Origin of the sequence: Paramylibacter ulvae (assembly GCF_014652655.1) — a bacterium.
Lineage (GTDB): Bacteria > Pseudomonadota > Alphaproteobacteria > Rhodobacterales > Rhodobacteraceae > Amylibacter > Amylibacter ulvae.
The window spans coordinates 957,962-973,023 of record NZ_BMZF01000001.1; the positions used below are offsets into that span (position 1 = coordinate 957,962).

Below are 15,062 nucleotides of genomic sequence, written 5' to 3' on the forward strand. Positions count from 1 at the left end.
GGTATAGTTCAGCTATTTTCCGAATGGGGAGTTTGGGTTGAGTTTTGTTTGGCCAACAAGTCACGTTGGAATGCTCCACCCAGCGGGAGGTGCCAACGCAAAAGAGCGGACGCGTGAGTTCTTGAGCTTTGCATCATCCGCTCGAAGCGGACTTTCTTACCATGAAGCAAAGAAAAAGCTTTCGTGCAGCTCCAACGCGGCTGAAACACGGAAATCGATGTTTGAAGAGCTGGCACTTCTTTTTGTGCCTCATGGATCTAATCAAATCTTATTGACACCATTAGGCGATCAGCTTTTTGATCTCTTGACTGGCAAGGATCTTGAAGAGCTTGACGGCGCCACTGCCCAACGTGCAACCGCTCTACTGATTTGGGCAATGTGCAAAGTACAGATAAATAGACCGCAGTCGCGTGGCTCGCCAAGCCCCTCTAAGGCTGATTGGGAAAGCTGCGACGTGAAGCCATATGCTGCTGCTTGGGCTGCGGCAAATGACCTTGGAGGAGTGATCCATCTGCACGAATTCATCGGAGCAATTCGAACCTTACACCAAGTCAGCGACTACGATCATATTGTAAATGCAGTGAGAGATGCACGAAGCAAGAATGTATTGATGGCAAAAGACAGTCGGTGGGCAAAAGGCGGCGATGCATTCAATCCAGCGATCTATTGGCGTTCTCATCTGTCTTTGGCAAACCAATTGATGGACTACGGCACAGTTGAGCAAACTCTCACCACAATCCCGGCTGCTTGGGAAATTGTCTGTGCGGCGCTTCAGTTTCAATCTGGTTGCGATGGCAGTATTTCCGACGCAATACGCTCCGCCGACTGGGAAGATGCAGAAGACTATTTTTTCAATGTAGCAGGAACTGTGTGCCCGCCATTTCTTGCGTCTGGGAAACCTTCGCTTACATCGTTCGAAGGCGTATCTTTAGCTGATCTTAGTTCATACACCGCCATCGAACTGGCTCCTGGGCCGTACCGCATAGCTGGTGGGCCTGAGTTGTGTGAGCTGCCATTTAGGCAGGCGTGTTTTCATCCAGCATCGCCAGCAAGATTGTTGAGGATAGATAGAAAACAAAAAATGCCGGATGGAGGCGTACAAATCGATCTTGGACTTGGTCGCCCAATTGCAAATTTCGACTTGTTATTTAGCGTGATTGGAGGCGGCAGTGAACGAAACTGACATAACAATTTCAAATTTGGCTGATGCGGGCGCCGTTGCGCCGCGTAACTTCCACGATGCGCCAAATCGTGTCAGAGAGATTGCCTCAGTGCCATTGGACCTTCCAACATCGGCACAGTCAGCTTTGACTTCGCTATCATCAGCCGGGTTCTATGATGAAGATATGTTGGAGGACGCAGTTATTGGACTGTCCATAGGGCATCTTATTCTTGCTGGACCTCCTGGCACCGGTAAGACACATCTTGCAAGTGCTTTGGCCAAAAGTTTTAATGCTAAACTTGTCACAGAGACGGCAAATCCAGAGTGGTCAGTCTATGATATTATTGGGACGCAAACGTTAAAAAAGGGGGGCGAAATTGCGCCTCGGCACGGTCTGGTAACCAGCGCAGTTCTTGATTGCGCCACTGCCATTGTGGACAATTTAGACAGTGGAACTGGTGAACAGGCAGTTTGGCTTCTAATTGACGAAATGAACAGGGCAGATATTGACCGAGCATTCGGTCCTTTGTTTACTGCACTTGTCGGCAACGGGGGCGGCATGACGCTGGACTACATGGATGAACGTCCTTCTTTAGTCCTACCTGCGCGCTTCCGCATTATTGCTACAGTAAATGAATATGACACTCGCTTTGTAAACTCTATGTCTGCTGCGCTGCGACGGCGCTTTTCAAAAGTGACAGTTTTGCCGCCTCCGAATGATGGCGATGGAAGATCTTCGATGGGCGAATTTGAGATAACAGTTTCAGAGGCGGTAAAACGGGCAACAGCCATTCTTGGTAGCCCTCCTGAATCCGAGGTTGTTTCGGCTTTAACAAGCCGCAATGAACGCATTCGCGACATCTTCGGCTTCTTTCGGCACTCGTCAGAAGGGGGTGTCCCAATTGGAACAGCTCAATTGATAGATGTCGCACTATATTTTTTGATTTTGATGTCAAAGTCGAAGAATGGGTCTGAGGATGAAAGCTCAAGTTTGGCCGATCCAGCCTTTTGGATTACATACGATCGTGCAATTGTAGCTCGATTGATGCCCTCGCTAGAGACTGACAGTACCCGCGCACGTGTTCGTGACGGTTTTGCCGAAGATTTGAAGTCTACCTTTTCTGAGTTGCCCCTTACTTCAAACCGGCTCAACGCCTTCTTGCATGGAAACGACTAACTCAGCCCGGCAGCAGATTTGGGAAGAAGCAATTGCTTCGGCAATTGGTCCGCTGGCAGCATATCTGGCACCAGAGAGTTATGGTCTTTCCGTGCTACGTCTTAAGTCTGCGGAGAAATACGATCATGATTTTGGTGCCGAAATCGCCCGTAGGATTGACCTTGGTCGGGCTGCAGCAGTTATTGAGATAGTCGAAAAAGCGAGCTTGGACTTGCCACATTTGTTTCGGCACGCCGTCCACTACAGCGAGGATCGAATTGAAGGGGTACTACTAGTTCCGAGGCTACTGCGTGAACGCGCAGCAGGACGCCAGAACAGAATACCTGTTTTGCGCGCTGCCCGGTTTTCTGAAACTCCAGAGGCTTTACTTGTAAGCGAATTGTTACGAATTTCCTTGCGAATAACTAATGTGTGGAGGTCTCAATCTGGATCAGAGGGTAGCTTTGCGCGCCATCTCGCTCATAGAATAAAAGCCATTGAGGCACGACCACCTTGGGCCGCATTGCTATCAAGGCCACGAGCCGATGTCCGCTCGCTCGCGGCATCTGTAAAGAATAGATCGGTAGCGGGATGGACACCCATTGGTGGAGCATTGGACCAACTTGCTGAATTAGTATTGAACCCCGCCAACGGCGTCCTTCCCGACATCGGTCCGGTCGCATTTCTTTTGTCGGAGGATGACAGATACGCAGACAGAGTATTTGAGTTGGTTTGCATCGGCTGGCTACTCTCTGGACTGAAGTCCATGGACGCCTCAGGGCAAGTCAATCCTGCAGCTCTGAAAGGCAGCAATGCACCGCTTTTTGAAGGAACAAGGGGGGATGTAAAAATTCAATTATTCTATCAGGCTGGGTACTTTAGCAGCAACGCGCGGTACAAGTGGCATTCATCTCGAAAGACCCTCAGAGCGATACCTGACTATTCAATTGAGCTTAAAGGGCCAAGTTGGTCGCGAACAGTTTTACTAGATGCCAAGAATCGAACTTTCAGTGGCGCTTCAGAGATAATCTATAAGTTGCTAGGATACCGAGAGAACCTAGGTATCGACCCTTACTTGGCAATCGCAATTGCCCCCGCCTTTTCGGGGAGTGCCAAGATTGAAGCCGTTCAACTGGATAACCGAACTGCGGTCGTGATGCGTGCGCCACTAGCAAATGGTAAACGACTTTTTCGAAGAGCGCTTCCCGCACTGATAGATAGATTAATTTCTGCAGTCTAATTCACCGGTCTTTGGTATTTTGCGAGGACTTTTGAGCACTTTTTGCTTTTGGGCGCTGGGACACACCATCATCCTGAGGCATAAGAAGCCACTTCAAAAGAGAAATTAAGACATCCTATTTGAATGCATTAATTTCTACGAAGCTGATTTCTTTCCTACTGTAGTTAGCTACTTTGGCCATCTACTAGCACCCAACTTGCCACATCTGAAGGTTGACGGCCATTCCTATGCGCGTGATACAAGAAGAAAGTACACGTCCTTTGTCAACTAATTCCCAATCAGTTGGTTTCGCTTGAAAATGTTGGATAATTCTATGGTTTGCAATTGTGCCTTTGCAATTTTGGGCATGTTTTGCCTGACCATCATGCAATCGGGCGGAGAATTCTAAGGTGGATCAGTTGCCTACGTTTTGTGTTCCCACGGTGGCGTTCACATTGGCCATGGAAGCATTGTCAGTGTGGCCGTACCAACGCTTTGGTATCTAAGACAAATCCATGCTTCCCACGCTACACACACTAAAAATCAAAAAGTCATATGAAAACGTGGTCTCAGAATTGAACCTTTTGAGCGTCACCGCTGACAACATTCTTGGAATTCACAACGGCAGCGTCTCTTGCATGGGAACGGCGCATGACAGCTTGGTTGGCAACCAAAAAAATCCCCACGCTAGACCAGCCAGCGTGGGAAATTGTCAGTCGATTGGATCGTCAAGATGGGATCAGAAGGGTATGTCTTCCTTCACAATGGCACCGTTATCTTTCACGTACTGCAACACGCCATCAACATCGCCGCCGTTGGGATCAATGTCGTTGACTGTTTCAGGATCAGCAATGCGATGTTCCAACCAATCGCCATCGTCAGGGTATGTCTCACCCGTGACTTTGGACACGATGCGCCGAAACTCCGACAAAGCCGGAAGCTGGACGCCAGCGCGATCAGTGCGCTTGATAACGTAAGGCGTCAGGATGCCATCTGGGGTCTGACGATATTCAACCTTTTCGATGTTGATGCAGTTTGCCGCTGTCGTGCCGCCAAACTTGTCGCGCAGTTGGTTGGAAAAGCGCCGCGGGTTGTCATAGCGAGATGCACCCCGCGCCCAAGCTTCACGCGCCAGCGTAGCCGATGAGATACGCCCATCGCCGCGCAGATCGTCAGGGCATGAGCCTATGCGGGCAATATCATCCATCAGTGCGATTACAGGATCAGAAGCAATCTTGTCGGATGCTTTGGCTGCTGTCACCCATGGCGAAGCGATCAAATCTTGATCGACTTCATACTCCAACAAGTATCGCAACACAGCGCCCGGATCATCGCGCAGCAGGGCGTAATACGGATCCCACCATTTTCGGCCTTCTAAGCGATTAGTGTCGTCAAACATTGTCGGCACTTCAATCACTGTCCAACGGCGATCATCAAAATCGACATGCACGGCTTGATCTTCGTTGGTTGTGGCAATCACGCGGTGCACGTTTTTTGCTGAGAAAGATGCAAGATACTTTTGTTCGTAAGTCCATTCATCTGACTCCACCAACACCTTGGCTGCTGCCGCCATCTTTCGTGATCCTGCGAAAAAGGATTCTTCCGCCAGTACGAAAGATGCACCAAACATTGATCGGTTGAATTGACCAAGCAAGCGATCTGACTGGGCAAATTCAGCAATGTGAGCTTTTGGTAAGATAGCGCGCATGGCTTTGCCAAGGAAGGATTTGCCACCACCTTGGCCACCGCGCAACGCAATGGCTGTGCCGGGGTGTTTTGACCATGGGCGCTGCACAGCGTCTGCTAGGAACGACATTACCCAATGCGCAAGGTCAGAGTCGCCGGAGCATAGGATGTCTTTGACATAGGCCTCCCACAGCGTGGCATCGCCATTTGTGGGTTCGACTTTCCAGCCTTGAAAGATGTTGTAGCCTTCGCCATCGTAATCCGGCGCTTCGATCACATATCCATCGTATTCACGCCGGTCTGGATCATCGAGCCAAAAAGCTGTAATTTCTCGACCACGCAGTTTGTAGGGTCGAAGTTTGAGCTGGAATGCTGCCATTGAATAAGGCTTGTCAGTCTTGGTGTTCAATACTTCGAATGATCCATCGACGAACATCAAAGCCCATTCAGCATTCATCCGTTCAACAACATCATAAGCAAGATCAGCGACTTCGCCTTGTGGCAGCTTTTGCACCTGTTCAATCACCGTAGACAAACGCTTGCTGTCAGTAATTGGGCCTTTGGAACCAAATTCGCTGTCTGGGTTGTTGAACTCGTCGTTGATGCCATGAATGATTTCGCTGATCTCATCGTCATCCGCTCCGCGCGCCCGCGCAGACGCGCCGCAATGGAAGAGAAAGCTGTTGCGTCCTTCCATCGCCTTGCCAGATGTAGGACGCTTGAAACCACCAGCATACCTCTTTTTCTCGCGCGCTTTTGTTGAGCGTTTCGGAGTTTTCGTCAGCGTCGAAATGATCACGGATGCCATTTGGGATTCAGGGACATAGCACTGTGCCGCTATTTCCAGCCAATCTGGTTCGAACACGTTGCCGTGCTTAGTCCGTCCGCAGAATTGGATTGTAGAGCCAGCTTTCCACGCCAGAACTGGGCGCTCTGAACCACACTGTGGTAAGTTCATCTGCGATCCATTGCCGTCTTTCTGTTTTGGAAAAATCTCGTCGGCATGGGCCAGGATTTTGGCTTCCAAAACGGCATCGCGTTTGGCTGCCAAGTACTTGCGCATAACGTCGGCATCCACCCAATCACGCGTAAATGCAATGATGTGAATGCCACCTGATTTTGAGCGTGACACAAGGCATGGATCAGCCCACTTCCTCATAAGCGCTTCCAATTCATCATCGGTTTCAAGGAAAGGGTAGACGTCAATATCGACGGCCCCCCACTTCACCTTGCCATCGCGCAGCGGCGACAAACCAAGTGAAATTTCACCATTCAGATGCTGGGTCCAGATTTTTTCAGACACTTCGCGTTTGATGGTTTTGTAATCGGGCACCAATTTGCCGTCTTCATCCCTAGCGTTGAGCGATGACAGGTTGAAAGTTAAGTAGCGTTCCTGATTGCCAGCGAACAGTTTTTCGTAAGCCATAATGATCTCTCTTTCTCAAGAGAGCGCGGGTCCATCACCTCAATCCACGGTTTTGGCGGAGCATGAAAACTGCTATAAAGCAGTTATTCCAAACACTTCGTGCAACGCCTAACTTGGAGCGGGGACTCGGCCCTCGCTCCGGTTATCCTGTGATTACACGATGTTCATTCATCCAAGCGATCAAATCATCGCGCATGTAGCGCACGATTTTTGATGCTGGCTGCGAATACGCTGGCCCAGATTTTCGCTTTCGCAAATCGAGCAGATAGTAATCGGACACACCGAGAAAATCTGCGGCCTGTGCGGGCGTCATGATTTGTGGATATTGCTGCGCTTCAATCGCCGAGCGCAATTCGGCAAGTAGGTCGTGAGTCATTTGGATACCTTTGAAGGTTATGCCAAACGACCGCGCCTTACTTCTCCTACCGTGTTAGGGATGGGGCCTTCACACACCTCTGAGAGGTTGCTTCGGGTTCCTCGACTATCCATCCTGTCCGTTCAGAGCGCGGCCTCCGACGTCAATAGGATCAATGACGCAAGGGGCTGGTTGAGACTTGAAGTTAGTGGGTCATGATTAGTTTTTCAAGATTGGAATAAGATGTTGAACATTTTTGTGCCACGACATGCCCGATCTTCTCTACATCTTCGTGTGCTGCGATGCCGTGCATGTAACCTACATCGGCTCCATCACCCAAAACGATGTCACCACGCAAATACTTGACCTTTGACCTGTCTATCCCCGCGATTGACCCAGCGGATGTAAACAAATGACGGGTATCGTGTTGGCGCAAGACCTTGGGCGTGCCGAGTGCGTGCTGATGTGCAATTGGAACGCCTGCCTTGGATTTAGAGGCAAACACCAGATTGTCATGAATGCGGGGCAGGCGTTTAAACGCGGCGGACGCAGGCCGCGAAAGTGGGAATGTGCGCTTTGTCCCGTTTTTCAATCGAGGTATGGTCAACAGGTTTTGTTCTAGATCGAGATCGGCCCATTCAATGCTGCGAACATTTGACGATCTAATGCCAGTGAATAGCATAACCAGCCACGCAGAGCGGGCAGTTACATCTTCGACCTTCATGATGGCGTCGAATGCGGGCCAGCGGCCAGATGGGTCGAACAACAGTTCTTTTGTTTGTGACGGATAAGCCCGCACCCGAAAAGTGGGGTCGTCGATCACGTCGTCACGGATCAACATCTCATTGCGGTAAATGGCTGAAATGATGCGGAGCAGTTTGGTTGCCTGAGAGGGGCGGTCTTGCATAGCTTTCATCTGGGCGTTGATCATCGCCCGTGTGATCTGGTCAATTGGCACATCCAGCCATTCCCCGTTTTTTCCAGCGTGGTTCCGCAGCGTCGAAAGGTAGTCATAAACGGTGTTGAGCGTCTTCTCTTTTGTGCGTGGGTCGATACGTTCGGTAGTATGCCGGAGAAACGCCTGTCTAAGGTTGATCTCCTTGGTTTGGGCAACGACGGGGGCGGGCAGGGCGTGTGTCGCATCAGCGACGCGCTCAGACATCGTGTCAGCCGCCTGCGCGGCTACATGCAGGTTCATGGCGGGCCATTTGCCGAGCGTTTTGGATTTGGTTTTTCCGTGTGCAAATTTGACCAAGCGCCACGTCTTGGTCTTCACGCCTACGTCCAAATAGAGGTTTGGGAAGATGCCTTTGCGTTGATCCGCATAGCGGTTCGTGCCGGACTTTGAAAATGGCAGTTTGTCGATACTGCCTTCTGTGAACTTGATACGTTGGGTCGCCATTGCGGTCTCCGATTTTGCAATTATTTTGCAATTTTCGTATCAACCACCACCGGGTCTGCTCAACCGAAGTGTCTGTATTTATTAGGTAAAATAGCAATATCTACCGTCAGCGACCCAAGTTGCCCGTATTTGTAATCAGTAGGTCCGCGGTTCGAGTCCGTGTGGGGGCACCATTTTTCATTTAAATATCAATGACTTGCAAGATTTTCGTTGCATGGCGAAATTTGCGATTTTGGATTCGGAAGCATATCGGAAGCAGTGAGATGTTAAAATCTTACTGTTGTTGAAAGGGAACAGAATCGTTTTTTATCTAAATCCAATGTGATTGCCAAATATTCCCGAAGTTGATTCCGTTTAAGTTGCCACTGACGCTAACATTGGTGAACTGCAAAAATTGTAACGGGGATGCCGTGACCTTGTTATGATATTGGAGAAAGACTGAAACGGGCGGGAAATGGACGTTCTCTGCAGAAACTAACAGTTGAATTTTCCTGCAGCTTAGCAGAGATTGGCTCTATTAAAAGCAGATATTTATTGGTATCCGAGGTTATTGATGAACGTTAGAAGTAAAGTTGAGCTAGCCGACATAGCCATTCCAAGCACCGCCGATACAATGCCAACAGCTGCGCTCATGCTGTCGGGTCCACCTATTGAACCTCTAACCCGTCTAATGACCTATGACTCTGGTAAATGGGAAGAGTTCATCAACGAATGGGTGACGTCTTTAGGCACGACATATAAAAGTGTGCAACGTTTCACCGGTGCCGGAGACAAAGGTGTTGACGTGGCGGCCTTCACCGATAGCAAACAACTTTTGGGTGTCTGGCACAATTATCAATGCAAGCATTATAGTAAGTCTCTTGGGCCGGCTGACGCTTATCTAGAAATTGGCAAATGTCTTTGGTTTTCATTCAATGAAGAGTTTGATCCACCCAGCCGGTATTTCTTCGTCGCACCGCGTGGTGTATCGACAAAGCTTGGGCTTCTTCTCGCGAACAAGAGTAAGCTGAAAGCAGGACTATACAAGGCTTGGGAAAAAACCGTCTCTACAAAGATCACGTCCACCCGATCAGTTGAACTGGAAGGTGACTTCAAAGCGTATGTTGAAGCATTCGATTTCACGATATTTGAAGCAGCAGCTCCCCTTAAAATTCTAGAGCAGCATCGCAAGACGCCCTACTTTATTCAGCGTTTTGGCGGTGGGCTTCCCGCCCGCCCCAAAGTGAATGATCTTCCTGAGACGATTGACCCGCATGAGGCTGTCTATACGAAGAAGTTGTTTGCCGCCTACTCAGATCATAGCGGCGCAAGCATTCAGACACCCAAAGACTTCACCGGACTTCCGAAGTTGCGGAAGCATTTTAATCGCTCGCGTGAAGCGTTCTACCACTCTGAGTCATTGCGCGTCTTCGTGCGTGACAAAACCGAACCTGGCACATATGAAAGCCTGCAGGATGAAGTGTGTGACGCGGTCGCTGATACATGTGATGGTGATCACAGCGACGGACTCGCCCGTGTCGTTGCGGTTACCGACAAAGCGCAGAATTTGAAACTTGATGCGCATCCACTGTCGCCGAGCACTTTTCCACGCGATTTGAAGGGCATCTGTCATCAGCTGGCAAATGACGACCGCTTAGATTGGAGTGATGATGACTGATCTCAAGCCAATGACATTTAATGGACCGCTTGAGGCCGGAATAAGAGCTGTAGCCGTGTTGGGAAGTGCATATCCCAACAGTTTCGACATTCAAACACTGACCGCTTACGACTACTTGTTGGTACGCACTTCGGTGCTTGACGGACCCGAAGACCTCCATCCTTCAGCCCCAATCCAAACGCCTGCAACCGAGGTCCGCAGGAAGATTGTTCAAAACGCGCTGCACATGATGATGACCCGTGATCTTGTCGAACGAGATGTTGGCGCGGAGGGTATTAGCTATCGAGCCGGCGAAGCAGCTGCGATGTTTCTTGAATCTTTGACAACGCCTTATATTTGCGCGCTAAAAGAGCGGGCCGAATGGCTGACAGACCGTTTGTCCGACTATGATGAAGCGGCATTCGACGAGATGATGCGTGAGTTCTTTGATCGCTGGATGGTAGAGTTTCAAGACGTCCAGAAAGTGGGCGAGGACAGCGCGTCATGATCAACGGTTTTCAGATCCGTGCTTTGAGTTTCCATGGGGCCAATAAAGACCCCGCTGTTGTGTCTTTTGGACCAGGTCTCAACGTCATTCATGGTGCATCCAATACTGGTAAATCATTCGTCGTCGAGGCAATTGATTTTATGCTAGGCGGGAAAGGTCCACTGACGGATATTCCGGAACGTGTTGGCTATGATCGCGTAGTGCTCGCCATCGAGAATGTATCAACTGGTATGGAATACACGCTTTTGCGCAGCCATGAGGGTGGCGCGTTCAAGCTCTTCGAAGGAATCTATGATCAAGAGCTGCCAGTGGACGACGAGGGGGTAACCCTTGCTGACACACATAGCGAAAAGAATGCAGACAACTTGTCCGCATGGCTACTCGAAAAATTGGACATGGCGCACTCCCGCATTCGGAAAAACAAAAATAACGAGACCATCAGCCTGAGTTTTCGGAATCTGGCACGACTTGCAATCGTCAACGAAGAAGAAATCATTCAAAAACGCTCGCCGCTGGCGGATGGGAATTATACCGCGGACACAGCCAACTTTTCCGCATTCAAGTATCTCCTGACAGGTACGGATGACTCTGCGCTAGTTTCTCTTCGTAAAACAACACCAGAAGAGACCAGCCGTGAAGCCCAAATCGATCTATTGGACGATCTGATCAAAAACTATCAGCGGCAAGTCAAAGACATCGCCGGCAAGCCCGCGGATCTTGAAGAGCAAGATGAGAAACTGGGGAGCGCCTTAGAAGTGAAAGCAAGGCAGCTTTCACTGGTTGAAGGTACATTCAAGGACCTTTCTGCAAGGCGTCGAAACTACTACAAGAGAATTGAAGAAGTAGACAATCGACTAACTGAAATCTCCGCGCTTCTACAGCGCTTTGAACTCCTGGACGAGCATTATGACTCCGACCTTCAAAGACTCAAGGGGATGGAAGAAGCAGGCTCCCTATTTGTTGTTTTGGGCAAGACCAACTGTCCGATCTGCGGCGCGTCCCCCGATAAACAACACGCCGATGAAAGCTGCGATGGGGATATCGAGAGAGTGGTCGCAGCGGCCTCTGCCGAAATCAAGAAAATCCAACACCGCAAAACAGACCTTGTTTCCACAATTTCAACGCTAGACAGGGAACAGAGCAATCTTCAGAAGCGTTTGCCGGGAGTAAGGGCTTCGCTTCAGGAAGTTTCAAACGAGATCAATGAAATCGTAGCTCCAGATTTGAAACGCCAGCGAGCAAGCTACACGGAACTGTCGGACAAAAGGGTCAGTGTGAAAGAGGCGATTAGTCTATATGACTCCTTGGAGGACTTCGAGGCGCGCAAAGCAAAGCTAGTTGCAGAAGATTCTGCGGTGTCATCCAGCTCAAATATTGGAACCGAGCTTCCGAAGTCGGTCGTGGATGATTTTGCAAAGACCTTTGAGGAAACGTTGAATAAATGGCAGTTCCCTAGCGCGGGGAGCGTCTATTTTGATATGAAGTCAAAAGACATGGTCATCGGTGGCAAAGACCGTATTGCCTATGGCAAAGGCTTGCGAGCGATCACACAGGCGGCGTTCTCTGTCAGCCTTCTGAGATACTGTAAGAAACATGAAGGCCGTCACCCTGGCTTCGTTACTCTGGACTCGCCGCTTCTTTCGTACAAAGAACCTGACACGGTTGATGAAGATCTTACTGATAGCGGCCTGAAGGAAGCATTCTATAAAGACTTAAACGCTGCACGTGACGACCGACAATTTATTATTATCGAGAATGTTCCGCCTACCGCAGAAATTGCGCGATCTGATCAAACCATCGAATTTACTGGATCTAATGAAAGTGGCCGTTTCGGATTGTTTCCCAAATAGCCTGCGCGTCGGCGAGATGAATAGCCGCTATCTGGGCTGCGACCGCAGTAACTACAGGGAAAAGTAAACGGCAGCTAAGGGCCGTGAGCGTAACTAATTTTCATTCGTAGGCTGGCTTGACTTAGATATAAACGAATACCGTTCTCCAGCTTCCCTTAATTGCTTCTTAGTTTTCTCAGCATTCGCACCCACCGTTTCTTTCATTTCCTTTGCCAAATCATCAAAGCTTTTTGGCAGCCCCTCAAAATTTGCATCTTTTAATGCCGCTAGAGCAATACTTGATCCGAGGATGTTACGAAATATCAAACTAATGTGCTGTTCACGGTGAACCTCTTTCAATGGATTTGGATCAGCACCACTTCGCATATCAATCAGATCGCGGTTAATTTCTGCGCAGGCGATTTCCCAGAGCAGATGATTGGGCCAGCGGGCGCGGTTTGGGTCGTTGTCTTGCGGTTCTGTGTAGCGAATGACATTTCCTATTTCGCGACATAGATCGCCAAATTTTTCGAACAGTTGTTCCCAAGTGCGAATGCCCCAGCGATCTTTAAGTAGGTCTTTGCCTGCGCGAAACTCTGTGCGCCAAATACGTGAATTTTTGTGAATTTTCATGTAATTTCGTAACATTTCTGATGATTTCATAAACTTAAAATTTCTTTTAATATCATCATATTTCGTACAATTAGATGGATTTTCATATAAATTTTGATGCCAGATTTGCCACCAATGTGACTTGCCTTTCGCGGCAATCTCAGACGTTTTGTCGTAAATAATTACTTGTCGATTTCGACTCTGTCCAACGGTCACGGATGTGGTCCGTCCTGACTTTCCGTTCACTGACATATCGTCGACGGTGATATGATCGCGCCGACCAGTTGAACTGTGCATCACGAAATTTTCGGGAATTAGAACGAAATTTTTTGCCAGAATATCTATACAAAAATCGACGCGCGAAATGCTGACTTGGTGCGGGGCATATCGAATGCCAAGACATTCCATGACATGCTCACAATGTGCCTTTGCCGCATGAACGCCATGCAGCGCCATAAAGAAAGAACCAAAGGATAAACGAATGCCCCATTTGTCTTTGGCGTTGGGTTTCTTGAAAAACCATGTCGCACCATCTGGGCCGCCGCTGGCAATGTAGCTATATCCATTGCCGCCATGTGGTTTGAGCAGCATTTCAATGCCATTGTAATTGATCAAAACATCGCGCCGCTCTTTGTCAGCGCGGGTCTTTTCAATTTCAAGATAGGCGTGAAGTTCTGGCCCAATGTTTGCTTCAATCGCAAGGGCGAGGGTATCAAAGCCTTGGTGTAAAATTGTCATATTTGGAATGTCGGGTGTATTTCCAGAGGGGGGTGCTACAATCACCCCCCTTACCGAATTATCGGTATCAGTTGGGTGAGATTTGAACGCATAAGTGCCGCTGGCAGGGCAGCTTATGTTTTGGGGCCGAGTCGGGGCCAAATAAGTTGATTGATTAAGATACATTTGATTTTCTCGCGATCCAGTTTTCAGCGCGTTCGGCGCATTTAGCCAAGTTCAAAAGGTCTGCATGGGAATAGCTTGTGGTGTTTTGCCACTGGCCTTCGCTGTTTTTGTAAGAGCGGGTCATGTCGACAGAATAGAAATTGTCGTTTTCCCAGATTGTCGCGGTGATTAGCCCCAGTCGGAACTTGTATATTGGTGTTTTCGTCATGTGGAATTCCTTTCCATTAAGTTATCGGCAGACATAGAAAGGGCGCGAGTTCGCAAGTGATCTCGCGCCCTGTTTAGAACCAATCGGCCCCAAAATCCCTTGCGGTGCTGCCAAGCCCGCAAAGGCAAAACTGAATTGGATTAGATTGTCTGTGAAGTGTTCGACACAGTTCGCGCCGCAACCCAAGCGTCCAGATCGACGCGGCGATAGCGAATAGAGCGGGCCGACACTTTTACAAAGTCAGGCCCGCCACCACGGTGACGCCAATTTTGCAAAGCGCGAACAGAGTAGCAAAGAATGGACGCGGCTTCGCGCTCGTTTACCAATGCGGAAACGTCCGAATTTAGTGTATGATGTTGCATGTGTTTTTCCTCATTTATCATGTAGAGGAAAATGCAGCGTTATCCGTTCATAAGCAAAGGTACACTGGAGGGCACAAATGTGTCAGCCAATGTCTTTCCCACGTCGGGCATTCATAACCCGCTTTATTCTTTTCCCAAGTGCTTGGTCGCTTTGGTAAGCTGATTTTGGAAAATAGTGCTCAAACAAGGCCTTAACAAACTCGTAAAATTCACCACCATATTGTCCTGATACGCTATTAAAGTGAATCCCATAAGCAGAGGATTGTTCCGACCAAAGACCGAAGCACTCGCGTATAAGATTGTTTAGTGGCGTATCCAATTGATATGGACTCGGTGGAGAGACAGTTTTTTGCTTATCCATCCGTTGTTTGCATATGTGCAAAATTTCCGCCAAGTCTTTATACACCGATAAGTCGTTTTTTGGTTCAGGTACGTTTAGAGATTGGTTTTTAGGTGTCGCCACAACCAAACGTGTCTAACGTCAGCACCTTTGGGACATACCTGAGCATTTGAATAATGGAGGATTTCTGGTTCATCTTAACAATTAGGAGTTAAGCATGACAAAGAAATCAGGGCAGTCGAAAGCGGCTGCAGATAA

Annotated in this window: 13 protein-coding genes; 6 read left to right on the forward strand and 7 right to left on the reverse strand. The window is 48.9% G+C overall.

Features of this window, described 5'->3' with window-relative positions:
• The first annotated feature begins 121 nt into the window (after positions 1-121).
• The 3 genes from IE094_RS04765 to IE094_RS04775 are packed head-to-tail and all read left to right on the forward strand — an operon-like array spanning position 122 to position 3,558.
• A complete protein-coding gene (locus tag IE094_RS04765) occupies positions 122-1,183 on the forward strand; it encodes a hypothetical protein (RefSeq protein ID WP_189639382.1) in 1,062 nt (353 codons plus the stop codon).
• On the forward strand, positions 1,170-2,339 hold the full coding sequence (locus tag IE094_RS04770) for an AAA family ATPase (protein ID WP_189639383.1): 1,170 nt from the start codon (positions 1,170-1,172) through the stop codon (positions 2,337-2,339). Before IE094_RS04765 ends, IE094_RS04770 begins: the two co-directional genes overlap by 14 nt.
• Positions 2,326-3,558, forward strand: a complete 1,233-nt coding sequence (locus IE094_RS04775) for a hypothetical protein (RefSeq protein WP_189639384.1) — start codon at positions 2,326-2,328, stop codon at positions 3,556-3,558. The genes IE094_RS04770 and IE094_RS04775 overlap by 14 nt, the downstream gene beginning before the upstream one ends.
• Before the next feature lie 718 nt (positions 3,559-4,276).
• Here the strand turns inward: IE094_RS04775 and IE094_RS04780 are convergent.
• From IE094_RS04780 to IE094_RS04790, 3 genes are all read right to left on the reverse strand, one after another.
• Positions 4,277-6,649 (reverse strand): primase-helicase family protein, encoded by a 2,373-nt coding sequence (locus IE094_RS04780; protein WP_189639385.1) that lies wholly within the window; start codon positions 6,647-6,649, stop codon positions 4,277-4,279.
• A gap of 142 nt (positions 6,650-6,791) precedes the next feature.
• Complete coding sequence (locus IE094_RS04785) at positions 6,792-7,025, reverse strand: helix-turn-helix transcriptional regulator (protein WP_189639386.1); 234 nt, start codon at positions 7,023-7,025, stop codon at positions 6,792-6,794.
• 184 nt (positions 7,026-7,209) lie between these two features.
• Positions 7,210-8,406, reverse strand: a complete 1,197-nt coding sequence (locus IE094_RS04790; protein WP_189639387.1) for a tyrosine-type recombinase/integrase — start codon at positions 8,404-8,406, stop codon at positions 7,210-7,212.
• Between the two features lie 508 nt (positions 8,407-8,914).
• Here IE094_RS04790 and IE094_RS04795 point away from each other — a divergent pair.
• The 3 genes from IE094_RS04795 to IE094_RS04805 are packed head-to-tail and all read left to right on the forward strand — an operon-like array spanning position 8,915 to position 12,400.
• Positions 8,915-10,063 carry an ABC-three component system protein gene (locus IE094_RS04795; protein ID WP_229802041.1) on the forward strand — a complete coding sequence of 383 codons (1,149 nt, stop codon included), beginning with the start codon at positions 8,915-8,917 and terminating at the stop codon, positions 10,061-10,063.
• On the forward strand, positions 10,053-10,550 hold the full coding sequence (locus IE094_RS04800) for an ABC-three component system middle component 2 (RefSeq protein WP_189639388.1): 498 nt from the start codon (positions 10,053-10,055) through the stop codon (positions 10,548-10,550). Before IE094_RS04795 ends, IE094_RS04800 begins: the two co-directional genes overlap by 11 nt.
• Complete coding sequence (locus IE094_RS04805) at positions 10,547-12,400, forward strand: AAA family ATPase (RefSeq protein WP_189639389.1); 1,854 nt, start codon at positions 10,547-10,549, stop codon at positions 12,398-12,400. Before IE094_RS04800 ends, IE094_RS04805 begins: the two co-directional genes overlap by 4 nt.
• A gap of 93 nt (positions 12,401-12,493) precedes the next feature.
• Here IE094_RS04805 and IE094_RS04810 read toward each other — a convergent pair whose 3' ends face one another.
• The 4 genes from IE094_RS04810 to IE094_RS04825 form a co-directional block, all read right to left on the reverse strand.
• On the reverse strand, positions 12,494-13,894 hold the full coding sequence (locus tag IE094_RS04810; protein ID WP_189639390.1) for a hypothetical protein: 1,401 nt from the start codon (positions 13,892-13,894) through the stop codon (positions 12,494-12,496).
• On the reverse strand, positions 13,884-14,102 hold the full coding sequence (locus tag IE094_RS04815; protein ID WP_099591907.1) for a hypothetical protein: 219 nt from the start codon (positions 14,100-14,102) through the stop codon (positions 13,884-13,886). Before IE094_RS04815 ends, IE094_RS04810 begins: the two co-directional genes overlap by 11 nt.
• Before the next feature lie 140 nt (positions 14,103-14,242).
• Positions 14,243-14,464, reverse strand: a complete 222-nt coding sequence (locus IE094_RS04820) for a helix-turn-helix transcriptional regulator (protein WP_189639391.1) — start codon at positions 14,462-14,464, stop codon at positions 14,243-14,245.
• An 82-nt stretch (positions 14,465-14,546) separates the two neighbouring features.
• Positions 14,547-14,825 carry a hypothetical protein gene (locus IE094_RS04825; protein ID WP_229802042.1) on the reverse strand — a complete coding sequence of 93 codons (279 nt, stop codon included), beginning with the start codon at positions 14,823-14,825 and terminating at the stop codon, positions 14,547-14,549.
• Between the last annotated feature and the right edge of the window lie 237 nt (positions 14,826-15,062).

Excerpts from the sequence above, each read along its gene's own strand:
- IE094_RS04775 (WP_189639384.1), top strand. The coding sequence starts at position 2,326 with ATGGAAACGACTAACTCAGCCCGGCAGCAGATTTGGGAAGAAGCAATT.
- IE094_RS04780 (WP_189639385.1), bottom strand. The coding sequence starts at position 6,649 with ATGGCTTACGAAAAACTGTTCGCTGGCAATCAGGAACGCTACTTAACT.
- IE094_RS04785 (WP_189639386.1), bottom strand. The coding sequence starts at position 7,025 with ATGACTCACGACCTACTTGCCGAATTGCGCTCGGCGATTGAAGCGCAG.
- IE094_RS04790 (WP_189639387.1), bottom strand. The coding sequence starts at position 8,406 with ATGGCGACCCAACGTATCAAGTTCACAGAAGGCAGTATCGACAAACTG.
- IE094_RS04800 (WP_189639388.1), top strand. The coding sequence starts at position 10,053 with ATGATGACTGATCTCAAGCCAATGACATTTAATGGACCGCTTGAGGCC.
- IE094_RS04805 (WP_189639389.1), top strand. The coding sequence starts at position 10,547 with ATGATCAACGGTTTTCAGATCCGTGCTTTGAGTTTCCATGGGGCCAAT.
- IE094_RS04810 (WP_189639390.1), bottom strand. The coding sequence starts at position 13,894 with ATGTATCTTAATCAATCAACTTATTTGGCCCCGACTCGGCCCCAAAAC.
- IE094_RS04815 (WP_099591907.1), bottom strand. The coding sequence starts at position 14,102 with ATGACGAAAACACCAATATACAAGTTCCGACTGGGGCTAATCACCGCG.
- IE094_RS04820 (WP_189639391.1), bottom strand. The coding sequence starts at position 14,464 with ATGCAACATCATACACTAAATTCGGACGTTTCCGCATTGGTAAACGAG.
- IE094_RS04825 (WP_229802042.1), bottom strand. The coding sequence starts at position 14,825 with ATGGATAAGCAAAAAACTGTCTCTCCACCGAGTCCATATCAATTGGAT.